The organism is Streptomyces sp. AC555_RSS877 (assembly GCF_019049245.1).
Taxonomy (GTDB): Bacteria; Actinomycetota; Actinomycetes; order Streptomycetales; family Streptomycetaceae; genus Streptomyces.
The window spans coordinates 118,212-144,801 of the sequence record NZ_JAGMUK010000038.1 but is presented as its reverse complement, the minus strand read 5'-3'; the positions used below and the strand labels follow the sequence as shown (position 1 = coordinate 144,801).

Here is a 26,590-nt window from a genome sequence, read left to right as displayed (position 1 = left end):
GACCGACGGTCGTCCATGGCACGCACCATGTGGGACTCCACCGTCGGCAAGAAGAGCGTGATGGCCGTCAGCGGCCTGATCATGCTGCTGTATCTGGTCGTCCACATGATCGGCAACCTGAAGATCTTCTTCGGGTCCGGCGAGTTCAACCACTACGCGCACTGGCTGCGCACCGTCGGCGAGCCGTTCATGCACTACGAGTGGACGCTCTGGCTCGTCCGCGTGGTGCTGGTGGCCGCCGTCGTCGCCCACGCGGTCTCGGCGTACCAGCTCAGCCGCCGCGACATCAAGGCGCGTCCGAGCAAGTACGTCCACAAGAAGCCGCGGGCGAATTACGCGACCCGCACCATGCGCTGGGGCGGGATCATCCTCGCTCTGTTCATCGTCTGGCACATCCTCGACCTGACGACCGGGACCGTGCACTCCGGCGGTTTCCAGGAGGGCCACCCGTACCAGAACGTCGTGGACACCTTCTCCACCTGGTACGGCAACGTGATCTACGTCGTCGCGATGCTCGCGCTGGGCCTGCACGTCCGGCACGGCTTCTGGAGCGCCGCCCAGACCCTCGGCGTCGGGAGCCGGGCCCGCGACCGTGCCCTGAAGACCTTCGCCAACGTACTAGCGCTGCTGCTCACGGCCGGTTTCATCGCCGTGCCCGTGGGCGTCATGACCGGAGTGGTGAGCTGAAGATGAACTCTGCCGCCGAATACACGGAGTACGCGACCGGCGAGCCGGTCGTCGACACCAAAGCCCCTGCCGGCCCGATCGGCGAGCGCTGGGACAAGCGCCGCTTCGAGGCCAAGCTGGTCAACCCCGCCAACCGGCGCAAGCACACGGTGATCGTCGTCGGGACGGGCCTGGCGGGCGGCTCGGCCGGCGCCACCCTCGCCGAACAGGGCTACCACGTCGTCCAGTTCTGCTACCAGGACTCGCCGCGCCGCGCCCACTCCATCGCCGCGCAGGGCGGCATCAACGCGGCGAAGAACTACCGCAACGACGGCGACTCGATCCACCGGCTGTTCTACGACACCGTCAAGGGCGGCGACTTCCGGGCGCGCGAGTCGAACGTCCACCGGCTGGCGCAGATCTCCGTCGAGATCATCGACCAGTGCGTGGCGCAGGGCGTGCCGTTCGCGCGGGAGTACGGCGGTCTGCTCGACACCCGCTCCTTCGGCGGCGTCCAGGTGTCCCGGACCTTCTACGCCCGCGGCCAGACGGGGCAGCAACTGCTGCTCGGCGCCTACCAGGCGCTGTCCCGGCAGATCGCGGCCGGGAACGTCGAGATGCACCCGCGTACCGAGATGCTGGACCTGATCGTCATCGACGGGAAGGCGCGCGGGATCGTGGCGCGGGATCTCATCACCGGGCGCATCGACACGTACTTCGCGGACGCCGTCGTCCTCGCCAGCGGCGGCTACGGCAACGTCTTCTACCTGTCGACGAACGCCATGAACTCCAACGCCACCGCCGTCTGGCGGGCCCACCGGCGCGGCGCCTACTTCGCCAACCCCTGCTTCACCCAGATCCACCCCACCTGCATCCCGCGCACCGGCGAGCACCAGTCCAAGCTGACGCTGATGAGCGAGTCGCTGCGCAACGACGGCCGGATCTGGGTGCCGAAGGCCAAGGGCGACGACCGGCCGCCGAACAAGATCCCCGAGGACGAGCGCGACTACTACCTGGAGCGCATCTACCCGGCCTTCGGCAACCTGGTCCCGCGTGACATCGCCTCCCGCGCCGCGAAGAACGTCTGCGACGAGGGCAGGGGCGTCGGACCCGGCGGGCAGGGCGTGTACCTCGACTTCGCCGACGCGATCCAGCGGATGGGGCGCAAGGCCGTCGAGGCCAAGTACGGCAACCTCTTCGACATGTACCAGCGGATCACCGACGAGGATCCGTACGTGGTGCCGATGCGCATCTATCCCGCCGTGCACTACACCATGGGCGGTCTGTGGGTGGACTACGACCTCCAGACCACCATCCCCGGCCTGTTCGCCGTCGGTGAGGCCAACTTCTCCGACCACGGGGCGAACCGGCTGGGCGCCTCCGCCCTCATGCAGGGTCTCGCCGACGGCTACTTCGTGCTGCCGGCGACCATCAACGACTACCTCGCCCGCAACCCGCACCACGAGGCCGTCACCGCCGGACATCCCGCCGTACAGGAGGTGTTGGCGGAGACCGAGGACCGGCTGAACCTGCTGCTGTCCGTCGACGGCGACCGCACTCCCGACTCCTTCCACCGCGAGGTCGGCGAACTCATGTGGGAGTTCTGCGGCATGGCCCGAAGCGACAGCGGACTGCGCAAGGCGCTGGAGCGGATCCCGCAGATCCGAGAGGAGTTCTGGCGGCGCATCAAGGTCCCCGGCGCCGGCGAGGAGTTCAACCAGTCGCTGGAGAAGGCCAACCGGGTCGTCGACTACCTGGAACTCGCCGAGCTGATGTGCCTCGACGCGCTGCACCGGGCCGAGTCCTGCGGCGGTCACTTCCGGGAGGAGTCCCAGACCCCCGACGGCGAGGCCGCCCGCAGGGACGACGAGTTCGCCTACGCGGCCGCCTGGGAGTTCACCGGTACCGGCGACGCCCCCGTCCTGCACAAGGAAGACCTGGTCTTCGAGTACGTCCACCCCATTCAGCGGAGCTACGCATGAAGCTCACCCTGCGCGTCTGGCGCCAGAAGAACGCCGACGCCGAAGGCGGCATGTCCACGTACGAGGTGGACCAAATCTCCTCCGACATGTCCTTCCTGGAGATGCTCGACACCCTCAACGAGCAGCTCATCCTGGGCGGCGAGGACCCCGTCGCCTTCGACCACGACTGCCGGGAGGGCATCTGCGGGGCGTGTTCGCTCGTCATCAACGGTGACGCGCACGGGCCCGAGCGCACCACGACCTGTCAGCTGCACATGCGGTCCTTCCAGGACGGCGACACGATCGACATCGAGCCGTGGAGGGCGTCGGCATTCCCGGTGATCAAGGATCTGGTCGTCGACCGGACCGCCTTCGACCGGATCATCCAGGCCGGCGGGTACATCACCGTGCCCACCGGTGCGGCGCCCGAGGCGCACGCGACGCCGGTGCCGAAGCCGGATGCGGACTTCGCCTTCGAGCACGCGGAGTGCATCGGGTGCGGGGCGTGTGTGGCCGCCTGTCCCAACGGGGCGGCGATGTTGTTCACCTCGGCGAAGGTGAACCACCTGAACGTGCTGCCGCAGGGGGCGCCGGAGCGGGAGACGCGGGTGCTGGACATGGTGGCGCAGATGGACGACGAGGGGTTCGGCGGGTGCACGCTGGCGGGGGAGTGCGCGACCGCCTGCCCCAAGGGGATTCCGCTCGTGTCCATCACCGGGATGAACAAGGAGTGGCTGCGGGCCGCGCGGAAGGCGGGGAAGCGGTAGCGCCGTAGAGGCCGATCGGCACAGGAAGCGTTCGCCGAAAAGGTGCGGACGGGCGGGACCGGGAGTGGTGCTCATCCCCGGTCCCGTCTCGCTTCTCGGAGGGCGCCCCCGGCATTCAGCATCCTCACATCCCCGCTCCTGGCACTCGTCATGCGCCGGTCAACCGAGGTCGGAAGAACAGAGGCGGCGGCACCGCTCGCCGCCCCGGCCCGACCAGGAGAGTGCCATGACCGGCGTTTCCACGCTCGACCGTCCCCCGCAGTCGACCAGCCCCGCCCGCTACACCGTCACCCTGGCCCGCGACGAGGCCGACGTCCGGGCCGCGCAGCGGCTGCGGCACGAGGTGTTCGCCGGGGAGATGGGCGCCCTCCTGAACTCCTCGCAGCCGGGGCTCGACGCCGACCCCTTCGACGCCTACTGCGACCACCTGCTCGTACGGGACACCGCGACAGGCCAGGTCGTCGGGACGTACCGGCTGCTGCCGCCGGAACGGGCAGCGGTCGCCGGACGCCTGTACGCGGAGGGCGAGTTCGACCTCACCCGGCTCGACCCGATCCGCCCCGGACTCGTCGAGGTCGGCCGCTCCTGCGTCCACCCCGACCACCGGGACGGCGCGGTCATCGGGCTCATCTGGGCCGGCCTGGCCCGCTACATGGTGGAGCGCGGCCACGAGTGGCTCGCCGGCTGCTGCTCGATCCCGTTGGCGGACGGCGGCACCCTCGCGGCGGGGGCCTGGGACCGGGTACGCGGAAAGCACCTGGCTCCCGAGGAGTTCCGGGTTCGGCCGCTGCTGCCCTGGGTCCCGAAGAGCGCGGCGCCCGCCGCCCGCACCGAGCTGCCCGCGCTCCTGCGCGGCTACCTCCGCCTGGGCGCCTGGGTCTGCGCGGAGCCCGCCCACGACCCGGACTTCGGGGTCGCCGACCTCTACGTGCTGCTGTCGATGCGCCGGGTCGACCCGCGCTACCTGCGGCACTTCCTCTCCCTCGTCCCCGCCTGATGAGCGTCTGGCTGCCCGGCGCTCCCTGCACCCCCGGGGCGTGCGTGGAGCCGTCGGGGTCCTCCGTCGGCGTTCCGCTTGCCGTGCTGCGGCTGGTGGCGGTCACGGTCCTGGTGGTGACCGGGGTTCTCCTGTCGCCGCTCGGCGGGCTCATGCCCGCCGCCGTGGTGCGGCGGTGGTGCCGGGCGGTCGTGCGGGCCGCGGGGGTGCGGATCCGGGTGACCGGTGGCGCCGCGCCCACCGGCGGACTCCTTCTGGTCGCCAACCACATCTCCTGGCTGGACATCCCGCTGCTGGGTGCCGTACGCCCGGCCAGGATGCTCGCCAAGGCCGAGATCAGGCGGTGGCCCGTGGTGGGGCCGCTGACAGCCCGGGGTGCGCTGTTCATCGAGCGGGACCGGCTGCGCGCGCTCCCGGCCACGGTCGCCGGTGTCGCCGAGGTGCTGCGGAACGGCTGCGCGGTCGTCGCCTTCCCCGAGGGAAGCACCTGGTGCGGCCGTGCCCAGGGTTCCTTCCGCCGGGCCGTCTTCCAGGCCGCGCTCGACGCGGGTGTCCCCGTCCAGCCCGTCCGCGTCCACTACCGCGCGGCCCTGGGTGCGGCCAGCACGGTGCCCGCGTTCGTCGGCGAGGACACCCTGGTCGCCTCCCTGTGGCGGGTCGCGTCGGCACGAGGGCTGGTGGCCGAGGTGGAGGTCCGGGCCGTCATCCCGCCGGGCCGCCACCGCGACCGCCGCGCCCTGGCCCGGGCCGCGCAGGGGGACGCGCTGCCGCAACCGGCGCGGGCCCACGCGACCTTGTCGATTTAACGCCCGTCACCGGAGCCGGAGCCGGAGTGGTCGAGGAGTTCGGCCGCCCGGTCGCGCGCGTGGCCGATCGGGTCGGGGAAGATGCGCAGGCCGTGGGCGACCATCGCGCCCTCGTGGAACAGCATGAGGGTGCGGGCCAGATCGTCGGCACGGGCCGGGGTGATGTCCCGGACCAGGCCGGCGAACAGTGCCAGCATCCACTCCTTCTGGCCGGTGATGACGGCGTAGGCCGGATGGGAGGGATCGCTGATCTCGGCGTGCGCGTTGACCATGCTGCATCCCTTGGGACTGCTCTCGGTCATCCACGCCCGCGAGGCGTCGAAGACCGCGCGAACGCGGTCGACGGAACCCGGCTCCGTCCGCTCCAGCCACTCCGTGACGAACGCCCGCCAGCGTTCGTCACGGTCGGCCAGGTACTCCACGACGATCTGCTCCTTGGAGCCGAACCGGTCGTACAGCGTCTTCTTCGTGACCCCGGCCTCGGCGGCGATCAGGTCCACTCCGACCGCGTGGATCCCCTGGTCGTAGAAGAGCCGCGACGCGGCGGCGAGAACGCGGCGCGCCCCCGGGGTCATCGTGATCCGTCTGGTGCCCATGCCCGGAAGTATACCGATCTGTATAGTGGGAGGGGTCGAAAGGTATACCGATCTGTTTAGTGGCTGCTGGTGGGTGATCAGCCGTGAACCTCCTCCTCTCCGTCGCCTTCGTGCTGTGCTGGAGCTCGGGATTCGTGGGCGCCAAGCTGGGCACGGAGGACGCCGGTGCGCTGACGATCCTGATGTGGCGGTTCCTGCCCCTGGCGGTCGTCCTCGTCGCGGCGGCCGTCACCCGCCACAGGGCCTCGTGGCGAGGGCTGACGGCACACGACGTCGGCCGGCAGGCCGTGATCGGGCTCCTCTCCCAGAGCGGCTACCTGCTCACCGTCTACTGGGCGATCCAACTCGGCGTCTCCAGCGGCACGACCGCCCTGATCGACGGCACCCAGCCCCTCGTCGCCGGAGCGCTCGCCGGCCCGCTCCTGCACCAGTACGTCTCGCGCCGGCAGTGGCTCGGCCTGTGCCTGGGGCTCGCCGGCGTCGCCCTGGTCGCCACCGCCGACGCCGGAGCCAACCCCGGCGTGGCGTGGTGGACCTATTCGGTGCCGTTCGCGGGGATGCTGTCGCTGGTGGCGGCCACCTTCATCGAGCAGCGTTCCCCCACGCACGTCACGCCCGCGGTGTCGATGACCGTCCACTGCGTCACCAGTGCGCTCGTCTTCACCGTCGCCGCCCTCGCGGCCGGGTCGGCCGCGCCCTCCTCCGCGCCCTCGTTCTGGATCGCGATCGTGTGGCTCGTGACGCTGTCGACCTTCGGCGGATACGGGCTGTACTGGATCGTGCTGCGGCGCTTCGGGGTCACCAAGGTCAACACGCTCATGTTCCTGATGGCACCCGTCACGGCCGTCTGGGGCGCCGTCATGTTCGGCGAACCGTTCACCGCGCAGACCGCCGCCGGCCTGACGGTCGCCCTCTCGGCAGTCGCCGTCGTGCACGTCGCGAGCCCGCGCGCGGCACGGTCATCCCGCGACGGCGACCGCGTCGGCGAACCAGCGACGGTCAGGACGAGTGCCGCGACGGCCGACGACTCGGGCACCAGGTAGGCCCGGCAGTAGCCCGGCCTACACCGGGACAGCGGACCGACGACGACCGGCGCCTGACGAAGCCGCACTACCGAAGCACCCGCCCCAGATAGGCCGCCGTGACGCTCCCTTCCGCCCGCGCCACCTCCGCCGGCACCCCCGCCGCCACGATCCGACCGCCCTCGTCGCCCCCGCCGGGCCCGAGGTCGATCACCCAGTCGGCGCCCCCGACGACCGCCATGTCGTGCTCGACCACGATCACGGTGTGCCCGGCGTCGACGAGGCCGTGCAGCCGGCGCATCAGCACCTCGACGTCGGCCGGGTGGAGACCGGTCGTCGGCTCGTCGAGGAGGTAGAGGGTGTGGCCCCGCCGCACGCGCTGCAACTCGCCTGCCAGCTTGATGCGCTGGGCCTCGCCGCCGGACAGCTCGGTCGCGGGCTGCCCGAGACGCAGATAGCCGAGACCGACGTCGAGCAGCGTCGTCAGACTGCGCGCCACAGCCGGAGTGTCCGCGAAGAACTCGGCCGCCGACTCCACCGTGAGGTCCAGCACCTGCGCGATGTTCCGCCCCCGGTACGTCACGTCGAGCGTCCGGGGGTTGTAGCGCGCCCCGCCGCAGTCCGGGCACGGCGTGTAGGTGCTCGGCAGGAACAGCAGCTCGACGGTCACGTACCCCTCGCCCTGGCAGGTCTCGCAGCGCCCTCCCGCGACGTTGAAGGAGAACCGGCCCACGCCGTACCTCCGCGAGCGGGCCTCGTCGGTGGCCGCGAACACCTTCCGTACGACGTCGAAGAGGCCCGTGTACGTCGCCAGGTTGGAGCGCGGGGTGCGTCCGATGGGCTTCTGGTCGACCCGGACCAGCCGCCGCACGCCCGGCAGATCCTCGGTGAGCTCCCCGATGAGCGTCGACTTCCCGGATCCCGAGACGCCGGTGACCGCGGTGAACACCCCGAGCGGGAATTCGGCGGTCACCGCGCGCAGGTTGTGCCGGGTGACCGGACCGACCTTCAACCGGCCGCGCGCCGGGCGGACTTCACGTACCGGCGCGGGGGAGCGGTCGAAGAGGAAGCGGGCCGTGGCCGACTCGGTGACACCCGCCAGCTCGGCCACCGGCCCGCTGTGCAGCACCCGCCCGCCGTGCTCACCGGCCAGCGGTCCCACGTCCACGAGCCAGTCGGCGCCGCGCATGACGTCGAGGTGGTGCTCCACCACGAACACCGAGTTCCCGGCCGCCTTCAGCCGTGCCAGCACCGTCAGCAGCGCCTCGGTGTCCGCCGGGTGCAGTCCGGCGGACGGTTCGTCGAGGACGTACACCACGCCGAACAGCCCGGACCGCAGCTGGGTCGCGAGGCGCAGTCGCTGGAGTTCACCCGCCGAGAGGGTGGGCGTCGCACGGTCGAGGCCCAGGTAGCCGAGGCCGAGTTCGAGGACCGGCGCGATCCGGGACCTGAGGTCGGCGGTGAGAACGCGGCCCGCCTCCGACGTGCCGCCGTCGAGGATCGTCGTCAGCTCCACGAGGGGCAGTGCTGCCAGCTCGGCGATCGTACGGCCCGCGAAGGTCACCGCCAGCGCCTCGGGGCGCAGCCTGCTGCCGCCGCAGGCCGGGCAGGGCGCGCTGGTGAGGAAGCGTTCCGCCCGCGCGCGCAGCGCGGGGCTCTTGGAGTCCGCGAACGTCTTCATGACGTACCGCCGAGCGCTCATGTACGTGCCCTGGTACGGCCGTTGGATGCGCTCCGCATCCCGGACCGGATGCACGGTGACGACCGGCTGCTCGTCCGTGAACAGGATCCACTCCCGCTGCTCGGCGGGCAGGTCGCGCCACGGGCGGTCCACCTCGTATCCCAGCGCGTCGAGGATGTCCCGCAGGTTCTTGCCCTGCCAGGCGCCCGGCCACGCGGCGATCGCACCTTCGCGGATCGACAGCGCCGGGTCGGGGACCAGCGACTCCTCGGTCGTACGGTGCACTCGGCCGAGTCCGTGGCACTGAGGACAGGCCCCGACCGCCGTGTTGGGGGAGAAGGCGTCCGAGTCGAGCCGCCCGGCGCCCGGCGGGTAGTCGCCGGCCCGGGAGAACAGCATCCGCAGGGAGTTGGAGAGGTTGGTGACCGTGCCGACGGACGAGCGTGACGTCGGCGCCGAGCGGCGCTGCTGCAGCGAGATCGCGGGCGGCAGACCGGTGATCTCCCCCACCTTCGGCGCTCCCACCTGGTGGATCAGCCGGCGCGCGTACGGCGCGACCGACTCGAAGTAGCGCCGCTGTGCCTCCGCGTAGATCGTGCCGAACGCCAGCGACGACTTCCCCGAACCGGACACGCCGGTGAACACGGCCAGCACATCCCGCGGGATGTCGACGTCCACACCCTTGAGGTTGTGCTCCCGGGCGCCGCGAACACGGACGTACGGGTCGTGCGGATCGGACATGGTGGAGCTCCGTACGAGATGGCGCCTGGCGGTGTAAGGACAAACGCCGCGATTCTATGCGAGCGGGACGCCGGTGATGATCCGGGCCAGCCGGCGGTAGGAGTCGAGCAGGGCCTCGCGGTCGTACGTGCTGGTGGTCACCAGCACCTCCTGGGCTCCCGTCTCCTTCAGCAGGGTCACCAGCTCGTGCGCGACCTGTTCCTCGGTGCCGGCGAGGTGCCCGGCGAGGCCCGACTCGTAGAGGCCGCGCTCCTTGGCGTTCATCGTCAATGCCTCCACGCGCTCGGCCGGCGGCAGGGGCGGGAAGGTGCCGTGCGTGCGCGAGTACGCCATCGACCAGGCCTCGGGGACCAGCAGCCGCCGGGCCTCCTGCGGGGTGGCGGCCACCGCGATCGTGCCGGAGACGACGACGTACGGCTCCGGCGCCCACGGCGAGGGACGGAAGTGGGTGCGGTAGTGGTCGATGCCGCGCCGCATCTTCTCGCGGTTGCGGAGGTCGCCGATCACCATCGGCAGCCCGGCACGGGCCGCGATCGTCGCGCCCTCGCCCATGGCCAGCACGAACGGCGGCACGGTCAGGCCCTCCGAGGGCCGCGCGTGCACGCCCGTCGGGGACGCGCCCCGGAACCAGCCGAGCAGCTCCTCCAGCTGCCCCGCGAAGTCCTCGGCGACGTCCTTGTCCCGCCCGAGCGCCTTGCGCACCCCGTCCGTGAAGCCCACCGAGCGGCCGAGCCCCATGTCGATCCGCCCGGGGAAAAGGGACTCCAGTACGCCGAACTGCTCGGCCACGACGAGCGGTTGGTGGTTGGGCAGCATCACGCCGCCGGTGCCGACCCGGATCGTCCGCGTCGCGGCGGCCACGGCGGCGGCCAGCACGGTCGGCGCCGAACCGGCGACCCCGGGCACCCCGTGATGTTCCGACACCCAGAAGCGGTGATAGCCGAGCCCTTCCAGCTCCCGCGCCAGCCGCACGGTGTCGCGCAGCGCCTCGGCGTCCGTGTGGCCCTCCCGGGTGCGGGAACGGTCGAGGACGGAGAAGCGGGCCGCTTCCGTACGAGAGCCCTGGTCCTGTCGAGCGTCGCGATCCTGCTGGCTCGCCATGGTTTCTCCGGTGGGACTGGACTTCGTCGACTCGGCGGTCACCTTGCTGATCTCCTCTGCGGTTTCCATGATCCGCGTGAGCTGTCGCTGCGGCTGGTGGACCTTCTCCGCCACCAGGGCGAACGCCGCTGCCGCTCGCGTTCCCTCGGCCCGCCGGTTCTCCGTGGTTCCGCCGCAGGGCTCGAGCGAACGGATCGTCCGGCTCGCGGTCGCGTACCTGTCGGATCACGTAGTTCTGACGCCGTACGAGGCCGTCGATATTCCGATGCGGGCCGCTACGCCCGGATTCCCGCGCACGGTGTGATCTTTGGAGGACGAGCCGCGGTGCCGTCTGCGGTTGCGTGTTGCAGCAGTGGTAGGTCCCGGTGCGGCACGAGCGGGCGGGTCGGGCACCATGCTGTGCATGAAGAAGAGCGATATCTGGCGGCTGGTCGCGGGAATCCTGGCGCTGACCCTGATGCCCGAGGAGCCGTGGGACGGTGAGCCGGACCGGTTGTCGCTGCTGATGGACGAGCTCGCCCGTCTTGACGGGGAGTTGCCCACGGGGGTGTCGGCGGAGGAGGCCGCGGCGATCACCCTGGGCAGGGCACAGGACCGGATCGCCCTGCTGACCGGCGGATTCGCGGCGGCTTTTCTCCAGCTCGCCGCCGCGTACGACGCTGTCGACGCCGACACCTCGGCTCTCGACGTCGTCCGCGCGATGGCTTTGGAGTGGGTGGACCGCGACGACTGAGCGCGGCCGGCGACTGCTCCGTCCCGGCAGTGGTGCGGTGCGGGAAGGGAGGGCTCGGGGGATCGCCCTCACATGGTCCGCCGGTCCCCGGAAAACCGGATGACCACGACCTCGCAGGTCATCACAATGGAGACGTCTCCGCGGCGGCCGCTCGTCCGCACAGCCACGCACCCCGAAAGGCGGCCGACCGTGACCGTCCCGAACATCCTGCTGTCCGGCATCGTCGGTTCCACCGCGTACGGCCTCGCCCACGCCGGTTCCGACGTCGACCGTCTCGGCCTCTTCGCCGTACCCACCGTGGAGCTGCACGGCCTGCGCGGGCCGAAGGAGTCCCACGTCACCACAGCACCGGACCGCACCCTGCACGAGGCCGCCAAGTGGTGCCGGCTCGCCCTGGGCGGCAACCCGACCGCCATGGAACTGGTGTGGCTCCCGGACGACCTGTACGAGGTCCGCACCCCTCTCGGTGAGGAACTGATCGGCATCCGCACGTCGTTCCTGAGCGCCAAGCGCGTCCGGGACGCCTACCTCGGCTACGCCACCCAGCAGTTCCGGCGGCTCGAGGGCCGCGGCGACGGCTCGTTCCCCGCGGACAGCCGCAGGCGCACCGCGAAGCACGCCCGGCACCTGAAGCGGCTGTGCCACCAGGGCCTGGTGCTGTACACCACCGGCCGACTGGAGATCCGCGTCGAGAATCCCGAGGAGTACCACGCCTTCGGCGAGCGCGTCGCCGCCGATCCGTCGGCCGCGCTGCCCCTGCTCCGGCACTACGAGGCGGCCTTCGACGAGACGCCCACCGTGCTGCCCGAGCAGCCCGGGGAGGCGGCCGTCGAGGCGTGGCTGCGCAAGGTACGCGGCCTCCTCTACGCCTCGGAGTGGTCGCAGGCCTCGTCGATGCCGTAGGTGTCCCAGGCGGGGAACGGATCCGCCTGGGGAGCGGGTTCGGCCGGGCGCAGGAGGCAGGCGGTGAGGGCGGCCCGGAGCGCGTCGGCGTCCAACCGGGTGCCGATGAAGACCAGTTCCTGCGCGTGGGGGGCGTCGTGGTCGCGGGCGGCGGACGGCTCGAACCGGGCCACCGAGCCGGCCTGCGACCACAGGCCCGTCACGTGCGGGCGGCTGGACAGGGTGAAGAAACCCTTCGACCGCAAAATCCTCCCGTACGTGCCGCTGTCCAGCTCCTCGACCACGAAGTCCCACAACCGGGGGGGATGGAAGGGGAGTTCGGAGCGGAAGACGGTGGAGGACACCCCGTACTCCTCGGTCTCCGGCACGTGCTCGCCGTTGAGCTCCCGCACCCAGCCCGGCGCCTGCTGGGCCCGCTCCAGGTCGAACAGACCGGTTCCCAGGACCTCCCCCAGGTCGACACGCCCGTCCGTCGCCGGGACGATCCGGGCGACCGGGTTGAGGCGGCCGAGCGCCGCCCTGAGCCGGGCCGCGGACTCCTCGTCGACGAGGTCGAGCTTGTTCAGCACGATGACGTCGGCGAACTCGACCTGGTCCACCAGCAGGTCACTGACCGTGCGCTCGTCGTCCTCGAAGGGCGCGAGTCCGCGCTCGGCGAGTTCGTCGCCGGTCGCCAGCTCGGGCAGGAAGTTCGCGGCGTCCACGACCGTGACCATCGTGTCCAGGCGGGCGACCTCCCCGAGGGTGACGCCGTCGTCGCGGGCGAAGGCGAAGGTGGCCGCCACCGGCATGGGTTCGGAGATTCCGCTGGACTCGATCAGCAGGTGGTCGAAGCGGTCCTCGCGGGCCAGCCGGTCGACCTCCTCCAGCAGGTCGTCGCGCAGGGTGCAGCAGATGCAGCCGTTGGTCATCTCGACCAGGCGTTCCTCGGTCCGTGAGAGCGCCGCCTGACCGCCGCGCACCAGGGCCGCGTCGATGTTGACCTCGCTCATGTCGTTCACGATGACCGCGACGCGCAGGCCCTGCCGATTGGTGAGCACGTGGTTGAGGAGCGTGGTCTTGCCCGCGCCGAGGAACCCGGACAGCACGGTGACGGGCAGCAGGTCGTGCGACACCGGCCTCAGCCCTCGGGGCGCAGCAGCCCGCGCTCGTACGCCTTGACCAGGTTCTGCGGTACGAGGTGCCGCACGCCGTCGATCGTGACGGGCACCAGCGTCGGCGTGGCGGCCTTCCACTGCGCGCGGCGGTGACGGGTGTTGCTGCGGGACATCTTCCGCTTGGGTACGGCCATGACGGTCCTCCTCGGTGGGGTGAGCACCGAGGACGCTACATGAAAATGGATCCCATTAACAATTGGGGGATGTCAGCGCCGCGACCGCACGCGCGCGTCCCGCGGTGGCCGGATGAACTGCATCTCCAGCGTGAGCGGCGGCTCGGCGACGCCGGGTCCGCCGGCGGCGGCCCACCGCACGACCTCGTCGGTGCTGTCGTCGTCCATGACGAACCCGATCCAGACGGCCCGCCCCCCGGCCCGGCGTCCGGCGGCCGAGGGGCGGACCACGATGACGTTGGCCTGGTCGCAGGGGCCCAGGCAGTCGGTCGTACGCACCTGGAAGCCGTGCTCGGCCGCACCGGCGCGCAGCAGCTCCAGCTGCCACGCCGGGTCGGTGCCGGGCTGCTTGCGGGCGTTTCCGCAGCAGCAGCCCCGGCAGACGACGAGGGTGCAGGAACCGGAACCGGAACCGGATCCGGTCAGGCGCGTACGCGGTGTCGAAGGCATGGGAGAAGCATGCGGCCCCCGCTGATCACCGCACGCCGCCGGGGTGCCTTTTCCGTCAGAACCGCGCCCCGATGTTCGCCCCGCTGCGCGGGACGAGGAACGACGGCGCCGACGGCAGCGAACCGTCCGCCGCACGCGCGCCCGTGAGGGGAGCCGGGTCCGTGCTCAGGACCGCGGCCGCGTTCCAGGTGCCGCCCAGGTTCCAGGAGTTGCCGCTGGACACGGTCGCCGATCCGAGCGCCACGGCACGCGCGTCGGCCACGGACAGGTTGGCGGTCAGGACCGCCTTGCCGCCCGAGACGTCGACGTCGAAGCCCGTACCCGCGTTGCCGTGGGTGGAGTTGCGGGTCAGGGCGAGGGCGCCCGGGTTGCTGTTGTCCGTGATGCCGTGCGCCGCGTTCTTGAACGCCACGCTGTTGCGGAGGGTGTGGGCCACTGCCGGGGCCGGGCTGCCGCCGCCGAGCTTGAAGCCGTTGCCGTCGCCCGCGAAGTCCGGGAAGCCCCAGCGGTTGTAGCCGTTGCCGTACGCGATGGTGTTCTCGATGACGACCGGCGAGGTGAACTTCCAGTTGTCGAAGCCGTCGTCGACGTTGTTCCACAGGCGGGCGCCGCGCACCAGGTTGCCCGTTCCGGTGCCCTCCTTGATGGCGAGACCGTCCGCGCTCTCGCCGTTCTTGCGCGGGTCGCGGTTGGCGTAACTGTCCAGGTTCAGGATCTGGTTGTTGCTGGAGGCGCCCTGGAGCTGGAAGCCGGACTCGTAGTTGTCGTGGGTCTTCAGGCGCGCGAAGACATTGCCGTTGCAGCCGTCGCAGTACACGCCGTACGGGCCGTTCACGATCTCCAGGTCCGAGATCCGCCAGTACGACGCCTCCTGGTGGATCGCCCCGCGATCGGCGCGCGCGATGCTCCCGCCGACGGGGGTGTGGCTCGCGGGCAGCCCATCGCCGTCGATGACGACCCGCTCGCCCTGGTAGGCGCCCAGGGTGATGGGCAGGGACGCGGTGCCCGAGGTGGTGATGGTGATGTTGTCGGTGAGGGCGTAGGTGCCGCCGCGTACGGCGATGGTGTCGCCGGGCTTGGCCAGGTCGACGGCCCGCTGGATCGTACGGAGCGGCTGGGCGAGAGTCCCGGGCGCGGAGTCGCTGCCGTTGGGCGCCACGATCAGCGTCGCCGCGGCGGACGCCTCGCCCACCGGCCCTAATCCCGTCCACAGCGCCGCGCTCACCAGTGCCGCTGTCCAGACAGACGTCTTGCGCATGAGGTCTCCCGCCTTTGCCGTGCATGCCATGTCGCACAGCAGTGGCCGCACAGAGCGCGAAGGTTGCCGGGGTGCGGGATCCGTCTAGGGTGAACGGTGTGACCGACAGCAACACACGCCCGCTCGCCGTGTTCGACCTGGACAACACCCTCGCCGACACGGCCCATCGGCAGCGGTTCCTGGAGAGCAAGCCCCGCGACTGGGGCGCCTTCTTCGCGGCCGCGCCGCAGGACCCGCCGATCGCCGAGGGCGTCGCGCTGGTCCTGGAGAGCGCCCGGGAGTGCGAGGTCGTCTATCTCACCGGGCGGCCCGAGCGCTGCCGTCGCGACACGCTCGACTGGCTCGCCGCGCACGGACTGCCCGAGGGGCGCGTGTACATGCGGCGCAACGACGACCGCCGGCCGGCCCGGCGCACCAAGCTGGAGATCCTCCGCCGGCTCGCCCGCACCCGGGAGGTCCGGGTGCTCGTGGACGACGACGAGCTGGTGTGCGAGGACGCCGAACGGGCGGGCTTCACCGTCGTACGGGCGCGCTGGGCGGCCGGATCGGCCGCGCTGAAGGTGGCGCAGGAGGGGGAGGGCCGGACCTGAGGCCCCGACGGGACGCCGGGGCCGTCAGCCCTACTCCTCCAGACGGAAGCCGACCTTCAGGCCGACCTGCCAGTGCGCGACCTGCCCGTCCTCGATCTGGCCCCGCACCTGGGTGATCTCGAACCAGTCGAGGTTGCGGAGGGTCTGCGAGGCACGGGAGATGCCGTTGCGGACGGCCTGGTCGACGCCCTCGGGCGAGGTACCGACGATCTCCGTCACCCGGTAGGTGTGGTTCGACATGCGGGGCTCCTCTCCGCGGTGACGGCGGTGTCACCTGTGTGGGGCGCGTCCGGGTGCGTCCGGGCGCGCGTCACTCCACCGTGCCCCAAGCCGTGGCGGATCGCGAGACGGCCCGTGGCACGCCGTCACCGCGCCACGCTCAGCGACAGGGCGAACCGGCCTTCCCGGTCCGTCCACCAGCGGGCGAGATCCAGGCCCGCCGCGGACAGTTCGGCGCGCACACCCTCCTTGCGGAACTTGGCCGACACCTCGGTGCGCAGCTCCTCGCCCGCCGCGAAGTCGACCGCCAGGTCGAGCGCGGGGATCTTCACCGTCTGTGCCGTACGGGAGCGCAGCCGCATCTCGATCCACTCGTTCTCGGCGTCCCACAGGGCCACGTGGTCGAAGGCCGCGGGATCGAAGTCGGCGCCCAGCTCGCGGTCGACGACGCTCAGCACGTTCTTGTTGAACGCGGCCGTCACCCCGGCCGCGTCGTCGTACGCCCTGACCAGGACGTTCTCGTCCTTGACCAGATCCGTGCCGAGCAGCAGCGCGTCACCGGGGGAGAGCAGGGCGCGGACCGAGGCGAGGAACGCGGCCCGCTCGACGGGCAGCAGGTTGCCGACCGTGCCGCCGAGGAACGCCAGCAGCCGTGGGCCGGGCGTGTCCGGCAGCGCCAGCCGGGCGGTGAAGTCGGCGATGAGGGCGTGGACCTGAAGGACGGGACGCTCGGCGATGAGCGCGTGCCCGGCCTGGGTGAGCGCGCTCTCGCTGACGTCGACCGGGACGTACGTGCTCAGGTCGAGAGCGTCGATGAGGTGGCGTGTCTTCTCCGAGGAGCCGGACCCCAGCTCGATCAGGGTGCGGGCACCCGTCGCCGCGGCGATCTCCCCGGAGCGGGCGACCAGGATCTCCCGTTCGGCACGGGTGGGGTAGTACTCGGGCAACTCGGTGATCTGCTCGAACAGCTCGCTGCCGTGGGCGTCGTAGAACCACTTCGGCGGCAGGGTCTTCGGGGTGCGGGTCAGGCCCTGGAGGACGTCCCCGCGCAGGGCGGCTTCGGTGGCGTCCTCGGGCAGGGTGCGGGTGAGAAGGAACGGACTCACGTGCGGGGCTCCTTCGCGGACGCGGGTGACAGGGCGGAGCTCGGCTCCTTCAGCGGGGTGAGCAGCACGTCCGTGCGGCTCGCCGCGAGCAGGGTGCGGTCGGGGACCTCCTGCCAGTGCGGGTCGTCGTCGTAGGGCTCGGAGGCCACGACCGTGCGGCGGCCGGGCTCCGAGAGATACCAGAGGGTGTCGCCCCAGGCCGTCGCGGTGATGCTCTCCCCGTTGGTCAGCAGCAGGTTCAGCCGGGAGTCGGGGGCCGCCGCGGCGACCTCCAGGACCGTGTCGGCCAGCGCCTGGCCCTCCTCGTCGCCGCCGTGCAGCCGGGCGAGGACCAGGGCCCACACGAGCGCCGAGTCGTTGCGGGCCTCCAGGGACAGCAGGTCGGCGGCGGGCAGGGTCCGCGTGAGGGGCGCGAGGGAGTGCGGCCAGCCCTTGACCGCGCCGTTGTGGCTGAACAGCCAGGGACCCGCGGCGAACGGAGCCGCCGCGGCCTCCGCGTCCGCGCCCGCCAGGGTCGCGTCCCGTACGGCGGCGAGCACGGCCCCCGAGCGGACCACCCGGGCCAGGTCGGCGAGCGACTGGTCCGCCCAGATGGGTCCGGCCCGCCGGTACCGGGCCGGCGCCGGATCCCCCTCCGCGTACCAACCGACGCCGAAACCATCGGCGTTGACCGTGCCGTACCGCTGCCGCCTCGGCGCCCAGGACTGCCGGTACAGACTGTGCGGCGGCTCGACGAGGATCCGTCCGAGCGGCTCCTCTGGGCCCAGATAGGCCAGGTGACGGCACATCAGACGGCCTCCGAGCGGGCCGTGCGGAATCCGGAGAAGATCTGCCGCCGGATCGGGTAGTCCCAGTTGCGGAACGTGCCCCGGCAGGCCACCGCGTCCACGGCGAACGAACCGCCGCGCAGCACCTTGTGGTCGGGGCCGAAGAAGACCTCCGAGTACTCCTTGTACGGGAACGCCTCGAAGCCGGGGTACGGCAGGAAGTCGCTGGCCGTCCATTCCCAGACGTCCCCGATCAACTGCCGTACGCCGAGCGGGGACTCGCCCTGCGGATAGCTGCCGGCCGGCGCCGGGCGCAGGTGCCGCTGGCCCAGGTTGGCGTGCTCCGGCGCCGGGTCGGCGTCGCCCCACGGGTAACGCGTCGAACGGTCGCCGGCGGGGTCGTGCCGTGCGGCCTTCTCCCACTCGGCCTCGGTGGGCAGCCGGCGCCCGGCCCAGCGGGCGTACGCGTCGGCCTCGTACCAGCACACGTGCAGCACCGGCTCCTGGGGCGGGACGACCTCGGTCACGCCGAAGCGGCGCCGCAGCCACTGCCTGCCGTCGCGGCTCCAGTACAGCGGCGCGTGGATGGAGTTGCGGCGGATGTGCGCCCAGCCCGCCGCCGTCCACCAGCGCTCGTCGTCGTAGCCGCCGTCCTCGATGAACGCCTGGTACGCGCCGTTCGTGACAGGAGTCGTGTCGATGGAGAACGACGCCACCTCGCGCCGGTGCGCCGGGCGTTCGTTGTCCAGCGCCCACGGCTCGGTGGAGGTGCCCATCGTGAACGGGCCGCCCGGGACGAGGACTTCGGCCGGGCCGGTGAACAGCGGCACCGGGTCCGGGGCCGGGGCGGTCAGGGCCTGCGGCCCCGTGCGGAGCTGATGGGTGATCAGCATCGTCTCGTCGTGCTGCTGTTCGTGCTGCGCGACCATCCCGAAGGCGAATCCCGCCTCCGTCAGCCGCGTCCCGTGGAACGCGGCGCGCTCCAGCACGTCCATCACCCGGCCGCGCACGTCCGCCGCGTACGAGCGGGCCTCGGCCGGAGCCAGCAGCGGCAGCGAGGGCCGCTGCGAGCGCGGGTGCTCGAACGCGTCGTAGAGGCTGTCGATCTCGGGCCGTATCGCCTCCTGCCCGGCGACGGCCCGCAGCAGCCACTGCTCCTCCTGGTTGCCGATGTGCGCGAGGTCCCACACCAGCGGCGACATCAGCGGGGAGTGCTGCGCCGTCAGGTCCGGGTCCTCAACGCAGCTGGTCAGCAGCGTCGTACGGTCGCGGGCGGTGGTCAGGGTGGTGAGCGCCCGGTCGCGGAGCGCTTCGGCATCGAGGGCCTCGTCGACGACGGGTTCGGTGTCGAGGGCGGGGTCGGTCATGTGCGGATGTCCTTCCCGTGGGCGGTGGAGGTCCCCTCGGTCGAGCCGAACCGGGACGGGGCGAGGTCCATGCCGTACAGGTGTTCGAGCAGGTCGTCGGCGGGGCAGCGGCCGGGGACGACGTACCGGTCCCGGTACGTCGTGACGGCCGCCGTGACCTCGGCGGTGGCGCCGAGCCGGGGCAGGGCCTTAAGGGCCGCCTCGAAGCAGGCGAGGGCCGCCTCGTGCAGCTCGGGGTCGGTCAGGCCGTGCCGGGCCGCGTCGATCCACAGCGGATTGTGCGGCGCGGGCAGCGACAGGGCCCGCTCGGCCAGCGGCTTCACGATCCGGTAGGCGCTCTCGGCGGCCTCCGGGTCGTCGAAGAGCGCCGTCGTCACCGCCAGCGGCACGATCCAGCCGTCGTCGCCGGGCTGGGCGTCGATCATGCGCAGCTCGAGATGGCCGCGCGGCCTGACCGGCGGGAACAGCGTGCTGACGTGGTAGTCGAGGTCCTCCCGGGTCGGCGGCCTCGGCGCCCCCGACCTGGTCCACTCCCGGAACGTCAGCTTCTCGGGCACCTCCCACGGGCCGCCGTCGCGCCGTACGCACATCACCGGGGCGTCCAGCACGTGGCGGGCCCAGGCGGTCCGCGGATCGACGTCGAGCGAGGGAGCGCCCGCGCGGCCGGGGCCGATGTCCATCCACAGCAGCTGGCGGCTGGAGAGCCAGCCGGTGGGCTGGTGCCCGGCCGCCGGGGAGTTCGCGAACGCGGCCACCAGGACCGCCCCCAGCTGGTGCGCCAGCCACCAGCGCCGCCCGAGACCGAGCGGCCCGGGCTCCTCGTGGCCGGCGTCCAGGCACACCTGGACGGAGGCGGAGGTGCACATCATGGCGCGGCCGGCCGGGCCGGTGCGGTCCAGGCAGGCCTCCATGGCGTCGTAGCGCGGCTCGCGCAGGAAGCGGCGGGGCGTGTGCCAGGGGTCCTGGCCGATGCCGACGAGGCCCAGGCCGTCCTCGGCCAGCACCGTGCGGACGGCGGTCAGGTCGGCGGAGACGGTACCGATGCACTCCATCAGGGAGGCGGCGGGCGGCGAGCTCAGTTCCAGCTGGCCGCCGGGCTCTGTGGTGAGCGCCGACCTCAGGGGCACGGTACGCAGTGCGGCGTAGGCCGCTTCGAGGCGTTCGGGTGTCACGGGGAGCTGCGGTGTCCGCAGCTCATGGACGAGCCATTCCACTTCGACCCCGACGGTGCGGGGCGGACCGGTCTTGAAGCAGATGCCCCGGACCAGGGCCTCCACCTCGGCTTCGGTGACAGCGGTACGGGTCTCCGTACAGTCACTCGGCGTATGGGACATGTCGGGATCCTCCTGAGATTCCACCATGTCACCGGCCCGGAGTCTGATGGGGCGGGCCGGCGTCACTCGTTCCACCCAAGACCCTCGCGTCCGATCGCACAAGGGTGCACATCGTCGTATTAGGGGCCGAGGATCTCCGTTTCCTGGCTGTTCTCGAGGAGTTTTCCGGGCACGTCCGGCACGGAAAACCCTGTTGCGGGGCAAGACCAGAATCGCTCAGGATGCGTCTGTGAGCACGACGGGGGAGGTCGCGCGGACGCGCGGTCGTGGCGCGCACGGGGGTCGAGCCGCGAGCGCGCATCAGCGCGGCCTCACGTCGTCCGCGGCGATCGGCGGGAACGCTGGTGTGTTCCCGGCCCGGTGGCCGTCAGCTCCAGCCGTAGCGCTCCCGCAACCGGTGCCGGACGAGGTTGAACCGCATACGGTCCAGGGCGCACGCCTCTCGGCGCATCCCGGCCTCGTGCAGCCGCAGTACGCGGTCCACGTCGACCCACGAGTCCCGCCCCGACCGGTCCCAGGGTCCGCTGCCGATCGGCACCCACTCCCGGTCGCCGTCGTGCCGCTTGCTCGACAGCTGGACGGCCAGGAAGGTGCCGCCGGCCTCGCGGGCGACGACCAGCAGGGGGCGGTCCTTGCCCCGGCCGTCGTTCTCCTCGTAGGGGACCCAGGTCCAGACGATCTCGCCGGGATCGGGGTCCCCGTCGTGCGCGGGCGAGTACTCCGTGCGCACCCGGCCCACCTCGCGGGGGTCGGCCTCGGTGGTGGCGGAGGGGCCGAACCGGCCGGGGGCGTTCTCATCGATAGGCGCAGTCACGGACGTAACATTAGAGGCCGCGCCCCGAGCCGGTTCTCTCACCGTTCCTGTGGACTGAGCGGGAGTGAGTCCGTTCAGCCGCGCGCCCCGAACGGTCTTGGGCGAGCTGGTCCCCGGCGTTCTCGACCCCGGGTGGCGACACGCATCCTGTGCGTGGTCCGTGCCAGGGAGGCCAGTTCCCTCACCACCTGGCCAAGTGGGTATGGCCAGAGGCGACGGGGAGACCCTGAACCATCCTCTGGTGGAGCAGGGCCCCGCATGCTGACGCCGTACCCGGTGTCCCAGGTCGCACGATCACGTTAGCCCGATCAGCCCAGGGCACCGCAAGCCCGCAAGCGGACGATCACACGATCGAGCTGATTCGGCCCTTGTGCGCACTCCTTGGTGAGCAGTTCCACCCCTGGGCCCGGTCGTCCGTCATCCTCCGTCCTGCTCCACCGGCACCTTCTGGAGCGGTGGCGGCACGACCCCGTTGCGGGGCGAAGTCCCGTTCGCGGCAGGCCCGTTCTGGTTCATCGAGGCGAGCAGCTGGCGGGCCAGGCCGAGGCCCGTGCCGCCCATGGTGAGCGCCTTGGTGAGCATGTCCGCCATGCCGTCGGCGCCGTTGAGCACCACCATGTTGTCGACGCTGCCGAAGGCGGACGCGCCGGCCCTGACGATCTCCGGCCAGTTCTCGGCGAGTTGCTGGGCGACGACGGCTTCCTGGTTCTCGGCGAGGGCGGCGGCGCGGGCCTTGATGGCGTCCGCCTCCGCGAGCCCCTTGGCCTTGGCCGCCTCGGCCTCGGCGAGGCCCCTGGCCTGTGCCGCGGCCGCCTCGGCCTCGCCGGTGGCGCGGGTGGCCGCCGCCATGGCGGTGCCCCGGGCCCTGGTGGCTTCCGCCTCGGCGCCCGCGGCCGTCTTGACCCGGGTCGCCTCGGCCGCTGCCGCCAGCTCCGTCTCCTGCGCCTTGGCCTGGGCCGCGGAGATGCGTGCGTCGCGCTCCGCCTCGGCCATCGTCCGCTTCTCGTAGGCCTGCGCGTCCGCCGGCTTGCGCACGTCCGCCTGGAGCTGCTGCTCACGCCGCTGGGCCTCCAGCTCGGCGACCCGCGTCTCCTGGACGACGACTTCCTGCCGGGCCGCGGCGTCGGCGAGCGGTCCGGCCTGGCGGGACTTGGCACCCGCCTTGTCGCGCTCGGCCTGGTAACCGGCCTGCAAAATCTCGCTGTCCCGGGTTGCCTCGGCCATCCGGGCGTACGACTGCTGCTCCGCCTCGGTGGCCAGCCGGTTCGCCTCCGCCTGCGCGATCCTCGCGTCCCGCTGGACGGCCGCCGCGTGCGGCATCGCCAGGTTCTGGATGTACCCGGTCGGGTCCTCGATCTCGTGGATCTGCAGCGAGTCGACGATCAGGCCCAGCTTCTCCATCTCCGTGCCGCAGGCCGCCCGGGTCTGCCCGGTGAGCTTCTCCCGGTCGCGGATCATGTCCTCGACCGTCAACCCGCCCACGATGGAACGCAGATGACCGGCGAAGACGTTGTGCACCCGCTCGGACATCAGCTTCTGCTGGTCGAGGAAACGGCGGCCCGCGTTCGCGATCGACACGAAGTCGTCGCCCACCTTGAAGATGACCACGCCCCGCACCTTGAGCGGAATGCCCTGGTGGGTCACGCAGTCCACGTGCAGTTCGGTCTCGTTCAGGTCGAGCGAGAGCTTGCGCACCGCCTGCACTCCGGGCAGCACGAGCGTGCCGCGTCCGGTGACGATCCGGAAGCCCATGCCCGCCTCGAGGCCCTCCGTCTTGTGCTTGGAGCCGGAGATGATCAGTGCCTCGTTCGGTTCCGCGACACGCCACATCATCTTGAACAGACCGATCAGAACGAGGGCGGCGGCAACCGCCACCCCCGCAACGACGCCGACAATCATCGGCATACGCCCCCTTGTGATGGTGCCCTTTCGGCACCGAACGAAGGGAGTGTGCGCCTGTGCGAGGCCCTGGGTACAGACGCTGACCCATCCTTGTCGAAACCTTGATACAAACCCGGTCTCACCTGCGGGGAAGCGGGCTCAACTGTCGTACGCCGCTTGCACGTAGACCGTTCTCGGCGGCAGGTACTCCACGACCATGACCACCGTGCCCCGCTCGATGCGGTCCGTAGCGGTGGCGGGGTAGGCGAGGAAGTGCTCGGCGCCACCCCGCACGCGGACGATCACCTCACCGACCAGTCCGGGCCCGACCGCCCCGGTGACCCGTCCCATGAGCCCGACCATCGACGCGTCGTCCATGGTCACAGGGTACGGGCCGAACGCCGTTATGCGGCCGGTGAGTCCGTGACCGCGTGCTCCGGCGGCCACGCCGAGTGCCAGCGCAGTTCGGCCTCCAGCTGCGCGGCGAGGCAGACCAGCAGCGGCTCACTGTTCGCCGGCCCCAGCAACTGGGCGCCGACCGGCAGACCGCCGCCCACGAAACCGGCGGGCACGTTCACCCCCGGCCAGCCCAGCACGTTCCACGGCCAGGCGTAGGGACAGGCCGCGATCATGGCCCGGTCGGTGGCGAGGCCGCCCAGGCTCAGCAGCGCGCCGATGCGGGGCGGGGGAGCGGCCGTGGTCGGCGCGAGGATCACGTCGTACGTCGTGAAGAACGCTCCGATACGCCGGTGCAGAACCGCCTCCGCGCGTCGCGCCGCCCGCAGCGGCACCCCGCCGAGGAGCCCGCCCAGCCGGGCGGCGTCGCGGGTGCGGCGGTCGAGCAGGGCGGGGAAGGGTGCCTCGCGGACGCGCTCGGCGATACCGGCAGTGGCGCGGGGCACGAAGGTCAGCCCGATCTGGCCGTACGGAGGGTCGGCCTCCTCGACGACATGCCCCAGGTCGCTCAGCTTCTCGGCGAGTTGCACGACCCGAGCGCGCACCTCCGGCCGCAGCCGCGCGGGCATGGCGGTGAACGGCGGCTTCAGGGAGAGCGCGATGCGCAGCCGGCCGGGGTCCCGCTTCGTCGCTGCCAGGGCGTCGACGACCGGCGGCCGGTGCGGGTCCCGTTCGTGGTTGCCGGCCGCCGCGTCCAGCAGGAGGGCCGCGTCGGCGACCGTACGGGCCAGCGTGCCGTTGACCGTGATGCCGTGGAAGGACTCGCCGCGCGGCCAGGTGGAGATCCGGCCGCGCTGCGGCTTGATGCCGACGAGATGGGTCCAGGAGGCCGGAATGCGCACCGAACCGGCGCCGTCCGAGCCGAGCGCGGCCGGCACCAGACCGGCGGCGACGGCGGCGGCCGAACCGCCGGACGAGCCGCCCGGGGTGTGCTCCGTGCTCCACGGGTTGCGGGTCGCGCCGAAGGCGGGCCCCTCGGTGAACGGCCACTGCCCGAACTCGCAGGTATTGGTCTTGCCGACGATCACGGCTCCGGCCGCGCGCAGCCGCCGTACCGCCTCGCCGTCCTCGGTGACCGGCGGGAACTCGCCCCGGCAGCCGAACGCGGTCGGCTCGCCCGCCACGTCCATGTCGTCCTTGACCGCCACCGGCACCCCGAGCAGCGGCCTGCGCACGCCCGCGGCCAGCTCCTCGTCCGCTGCCGCCGCCTCGGCGAGCGCCGCCTCGGTCCGTACGATCCGGAAGGCGTTCAGCGTGGTCTGCGTCGCCTCGATCCGCGCCAGCGCCCGCTCCACGAGCGACCGGGACGTCACCTCCCCGTCGGCGAGCGCACGGGCCAACTCCGCGAGGCCTTCGGAACGGTCGAGCGTCATGCGGGACACCTCCGGGACGGCGTTGTCTACCGAACGGTAACGTCCGGTGGGGTCGCGGCGGAATGCCCCGGCGCTTGATACCGGTGGCAGCTCGCCGCATCAGTGCACGCCACAGCTTTCCCGCAGGGCCCATGAGTCCTGCGCGAACCATTGACGCGTCCCACCCTCGGCCCTACCTTCTGATCGACTTTCCGAACTTGGTTCGGAATATCGAACATCAGAGTCGCATGTGTTTGTGTCCGAGGGAGAGCCGCCCGTGACCACACGACCCCCCGCGCCGTCGCGCCGCACCCTGCTGCGGGCGATGGCCGTCCTGCCCGCCTCGGCGCTGGTCCTGGGCGAGATGCCCGGACTGCTCGGCACGGCCTCGGCCGCCGCCCCGCCGAGCGGCTCCGCCACCCGCTACACCATCGTGCCGTTCCTCGACAGCAACGACGGCACCGTGAACGTGTACCAGTCCGACGACGCCACCGACTTCCGGCTGGCCAAGTCGTCCGCCTACACCCCGCCCAGCAACCGCATCCGCGACGCGAGCATCTTCAAGCACACCAACGGCTACTACTACATCACCTACACGACCCACACCTGGCAGGACCCGAGCACCACCATCGGCTTCGCCCGCAGCACCGACCGGGTCAACTGGACCTTCCTGTACGACTACACGGTCCCGATCGCCAACCTGTCCCGCGCCTGGGCGCCGGAGTGGTTCGTCGACAGCGACGGCAGCGTGAACATCATCGTCTCCTGCTCGACGGCCAACGACGAGTGGATCTTCACCCCGTACCTGCTGAAGGCCACCAACACCGGCCTCACCGCGTGGAGTTCACCGGTCGCGCTGTCCGGCATCGGTGCCAACCACATCGACACGTACATCGTGAAGATCGGCTCGACCTACCACGCCTTCACGAAGAACGAGACGGCGAAGTACATCGAGTACGCGACGGCGACCAGCCTCACCGGCCCCTACACCATCAGCCGCACCGGCAACTGGGCGGGCTGGGGCAGCTACCGCGAGGGCGCGGCGCTGGTGCAGCTCGACAACGGCGGCTGGCGGATCTTCTTCGACGGCTACGGCGACGGCACCTACTACTACAGCGACAGCTACGACACCTTCGCCACCTGGTCCGCCCCGGCCGCGCTCCCCGTCGTCTCCGGCACGGCCCGGCACTTCACGGTGATCAAGGAGACCGTCTCGGGCGGCCCGAGCCTGGCGAAGAACGTCACCCGCTCCTTCCGCTCGGTCAACTTCACCACCCGTCACTGGCAGAACCAGTCGTCCCTGCTCAACCTCCCCGTGGTCAGCGCCTCCAGCACCACCGCCGAGAAGCAGGCGTCCACCTTCACGGTCGTCGCCGGCCTCGCCGACGCGAACGCCTACTCCTTCCGGGACGCCTCCGGCAACTACCTGCGCCACTGGGACTTCCGCGGCCGCTTCGACGCGAACGACGGGACGTCGACCTTCGCCAAGGACGCCACGTTCATCGCCCGCACCGGCACGGCGAGCGGCTCACTGCGCTTCGAGTCGTACAACTACCCGGGCTACTACCTGCGCCATTACAACTACCAACTCCGGGTGGCCCGGACCGACGGGACGGACCTGTTCCGGCAGGACAGTTCGTTCGTGCCGGTGACCGCCTGGGCCTGAGCCGTACCCCTGCCCACCCGGTGACG

27 protein-coding genes are annotated in these 26,590 nt (G+C 71.5%); 11 read left to right on the top strand and 16 right to left on the bottom strand.

All coding sequences use genetic code 11. From position 1 onward, the window contains the following. Positions 1–15 precede the first annotated feature (15 nt). From KUM49_RS16870 to KUM49_RS16850, 5 genes are all read left to right on the top strand, one after another. On the top strand, positions 16–687 hold the full coding sequence (locus KUM49_RS16870) for a succinate dehydrogenase (protein WP_217237672.1): 672 nt from the start codon (positions 16–18) through the stop codon (positions 685–687). A gap of 2 nt (positions 688–689) precedes the next feature. Further along, a complete protein-coding gene (locus tag KUM49_RS16865; protein ID WP_217237671.1) occupies positions 690–2,648 on the top strand; it encodes a fumarate reductase/succinate dehydrogenase flavoprotein subunit in 1,959 nt (652 codons plus the stop codon). Further along, positions 2,645–3,394 (top strand): succinate dehydrogenase/fumarate reductase iron-sulfur subunit, encoded by a 750-nt coding sequence (locus KUM49_RS16860; protein WP_217237670.1) that lies wholly within the window; start codon positions 2,645–2,647, stop codon positions 3,392–3,394. The genes KUM49_RS16865 and KUM49_RS16860 overlap by 4 nt, the downstream gene beginning before the upstream one ends. 226 nt (positions 3,395–3,620) lie before the next feature. Beyond that, positions 3,621–4,391: a GNAT family N-acetyltransferase gene (locus KUM49_RS16855; RefSeq protein ID WP_217237669.1), complete on the top strand. Its 771-nt coding sequence runs from the start codon at positions 3,621–3,623 to the stop codon at positions 4,389–4,391. Further along, on the top strand, positions 4,391–5,197 hold the full coding sequence (locus KUM49_RS16850; RefSeq protein ID WP_217237668.1) for a 1-acyl-sn-glycerol-3-phosphate acyltransferase: 807 nt from the start codon (positions 4,391–4,393) through the stop codon (positions 5,195–5,197). The genes KUM49_RS16855 and KUM49_RS16850 overlap by 1 nt, the downstream gene beginning before the upstream one ends. On the opposite strand, the gene KUM49_RS16845 is transcribed toward KUM49_RS16850, so the two are convergent. Further along, positions 5,194–5,772: a TetR/AcrR family transcriptional regulator gene (locus KUM49_RS16845; protein WP_217237687.1), complete on the bottom strand. Its 579-nt coding sequence runs from the start codon at positions 5,770–5,772 to the stop codon at positions 5,194–5,196. The genes KUM49_RS16850 and KUM49_RS16845 overlap by 4 nt on opposite strands. A gap of 104 nt (positions 5,773–5,876) precedes the next feature. Between KUM49_RS16845 and KUM49_RS16840 the strand changes: the two genes are divergently transcribed. Beyond that, positions 5,877–6,836, top strand: coding sequence for a DMT family transporter (locus KUM49_RS16840; protein ID WP_217237667.1), 960 nt, complete (start codon positions 5,877–5,879; stop codon positions 6,834–6,836). A gap of 67 nt (positions 6,837–6,903) precedes the next feature. Here KUM49_RS16840 and KUM49_RS16835 read toward each other — a convergent pair whose 3' ends face one another. Together KUM49_RS16835 and KUM49_RS16830 are read right to left on the bottom strand one after the other, a co-directional pair. After that, on the bottom strand, positions 6,904–9,237 hold the full coding sequence (locus KUM49_RS16835) for an excinuclease ABC subunit UvrA (RefSeq protein ID WP_217237666.1): 2,334 nt from the start codon (positions 9,235–9,237) through the stop codon (positions 6,904–6,906). Positions 9,238–9,291: 54 nt separating this feature from the next. Beyond that, positions 9,292–10,338 (bottom strand): LLM class flavin-dependent oxidoreductase, encoded by a 1,047-nt coding sequence (locus tag KUM49_RS16830; RefSeq protein WP_217237665.1) that lies wholly within the window; start codon positions 10,336–10,338, stop codon positions 9,292–9,294. A 10-nt stretch (positions 10,339–10,348) separates the two neighbouring features. On the opposite strand from KUM49_RS16830, the gene KUM49_RS16825 reads away from it, so the two are divergent. The 3 genes from KUM49_RS16825 (at position 10,349) to KUM49_RS16815 (ending at position 11,974) form a co-directional block, all read left to right on the top strand. Next, the gene (locus tag KUM49_RS16825) at positions 10,349–10,642 is read left to right on the top strand and encodes a hypothetical protein (RefSeq protein WP_217237664.1); all 294 of its coding nucleotides are present in this window, start codon (positions 10,349–10,351) and stop codon (positions 10,640–10,642) included. Positions 10,643–10,741: 99 nt separating this feature from the next. Beyond that, the gene (locus KUM49_RS16820) at positions 10,742–11,071 is read left to right on the top strand and encodes a hypothetical protein (RefSeq protein WP_217237663.1); all 330 of its coding nucleotides are present in this window, start codon (positions 10,742–10,744) and stop codon (positions 11,069–11,071) included. Between the two features lie 189 nt (positions 11,072–11,260). Next, positions 11,261–11,974: a DNA polymerase beta superfamily protein gene (locus KUM49_RS16815; protein ID WP_308406644.1), complete on the top strand. Its 714-nt coding sequence runs from the start codon at positions 11,261–11,263 to the stop codon at positions 11,972–11,974. Here the strand turns inward: KUM49_RS16815 and KUM49_RS16810 are convergent. The 4 genes from KUM49_RS16810 to KUM49_RS16795 all read right to left on the bottom strand — a co-directional run bounded on the left by KUM49_RS16810 (position 11,935) and on the right by KUM49_RS16795 (position 15,012). After that, positions 11,935–13,089, bottom strand: coding sequence for a GTP-binding protein (locus KUM49_RS16810; RefSeq protein ID WP_217237662.1), 1,155 nt, complete (start codon positions 13,087–13,089; stop codon positions 11,935–11,937). The two genes, KUM49_RS16815 and KUM49_RS16810, sit on opposite strands and share 40 nt — an antisense overlap. 5 nt (positions 13,090–13,094) lie before the next feature. Then, positions 13,095–13,265 (bottom strand): 50S ribosomal protein L32, encoded by a 171-nt coding sequence (gene rpmF, locus KUM49_RS16805; protein ID WP_095750490.1) that lies wholly within the window; start codon positions 13,263–13,265, stop codon positions 13,095–13,097. Between the two features lie 72 nt (positions 13,266–13,337). Further along, on the bottom strand, positions 13,338–13,754 hold the full coding sequence (locus KUM49_RS16800; RefSeq protein WP_217237661.1) for a (2Fe-2S) ferredoxin domain-containing protein: 417 nt from the start codon (positions 13,752–13,754) through the stop codon (positions 13,338–13,340). A 55-nt stretch (positions 13,755–13,809) separates the two neighbouring features. Next, entirely contained in the window at positions 13,810–15,012 is a 1,203-nt protein-coding gene (locus KUM49_RS16795) for a right-handed parallel beta-helix repeat-containing protein (RefSeq protein ID WP_217237660.1), read from the bottom strand. 98 nt (positions 15,013–15,110) lie between these two features. Between KUM49_RS16795 and KUM49_RS16790 the strand changes: the two genes are divergently transcribed. Continuing rightward, the gene (locus KUM49_RS16790; protein WP_217237659.1) at positions 15,111–15,602 is read left to right on the top strand and encodes a hypothetical protein; all 492 of its coding nucleotides are present in this window, start codon (positions 15,111–15,113) and stop codon (positions 15,600–15,602) included. A gap of 30 nt (positions 15,603–15,632) precedes the next feature. Here the strand turns inward: KUM49_RS16790 and KUM49_RS16785 are convergent, their stop codons facing one another. The 9 genes from KUM49_RS16785 to KUM49_RS16745 form a co-directional block, all read right to left on the bottom strand. Further along, entirely contained in the window at positions 15,633–15,842 is a 210-nt protein-coding gene (locus tag KUM49_RS16785; RefSeq protein ID WP_217237658.1) for a dodecin, read from the bottom strand. 125 nt (positions 15,843–15,967) lie between these two features. Beyond that, entirely contained in the window at positions 15,968–16,927 is a 960-nt protein-coding gene (gene egtD / locus KUM49_RS16780; protein ID WP_217237657.1) for an L-histidine N(alpha)-methyltransferase, read from the bottom strand. Continuing rightward, positions 16,924–17,715, bottom strand: a complete 792-nt coding sequence (egtC, locus tag KUM49_RS16775) for an ergothioneine biosynthesis protein EgtC (RefSeq protein ID WP_217237656.1) — start codon at positions 17,713–17,715, stop codon at positions 16,924–16,926. Before egtC ends, egtD begins: the two co-directional genes overlap by 4 nt. Continuing rightward, positions 17,715–19,061 (bottom strand): ergothioneine biosynthesis protein EgtB, encoded by a 1,347-nt coding sequence (egtB, locus tag KUM49_RS16770; RefSeq protein ID WP_217237655.1) that lies wholly within the window; start codon positions 19,059–19,061, stop codon positions 17,715–17,717. Before egtB ends, egtC begins: the two co-directional genes overlap by 1 nt. Next, positions 19,058–20,395 carry an ergothioneine biosynthesis glutamate--cysteine ligase EgtA gene (egtA, locus tag KUM49_RS16765; protein WP_217237654.1) on the bottom strand — a complete coding sequence of 446 codons (1,338 nt, stop codon included), beginning with the start codon at positions 20,393–20,395 and terminating at the stop codon, positions 19,058–19,060. The genes egtB and egtA overlap by 4 nt, the downstream gene beginning before the upstream one ends. Before the next feature lie 367 nt (positions 20,396–20,762). After that, positions 20,763–21,209 (bottom strand): type II toxin-antitoxin system PemK/MazF family toxin, encoded by a 447-nt coding sequence (locus KUM49_RS16760; RefSeq protein ID WP_217237653.1) that lies wholly within the window; start codon positions 21,207–21,209, stop codon positions 20,763–20,765. A gap of 417 nt (positions 21,210–21,626) precedes the next feature. Beyond that, on the bottom strand, positions 21,627–23,114 hold the full coding sequence (locus tag KUM49_RS16755; protein ID WP_217237652.1) for a flotillin family protein: 1,488 nt from the start codon (positions 23,112–23,114) through the stop codon (positions 21,627–21,629). 135 nt (positions 23,115–23,249) lie between these two features. After that, a complete protein-coding gene (locus tag KUM49_RS16750; RefSeq protein WP_254401349.1) occupies positions 23,250–23,468 on the bottom strand; it encodes a hypothetical protein in 219 nt (72 codons plus the stop codon). A 26-nt stretch (positions 23,469–23,494) separates the two neighbouring features. Further along, entirely contained in the window at positions 23,495–24,919 is a 1,425-nt protein-coding gene (locus KUM49_RS16745) for an amidase (RefSeq protein ID WP_217237651.1), read from the bottom strand. 256 nt (positions 24,920–25,175) lie between these two features. On the opposite strand from KUM49_RS16745, the gene KUM49_RS16740 reads away from it, so the two are divergent. Beyond that, the gene (locus KUM49_RS16740) at positions 25,176–26,564 is read left to right on the top strand and encodes a glycoside hydrolase family 43 protein (RefSeq protein ID WP_217237650.1); all 1,389 of its coding nucleotides are present in this window, start codon (positions 25,176–25,178) and stop codon (positions 26,562–26,564) included. Positions 26,565–26,590: the final 26 nt, after the last annotated feature.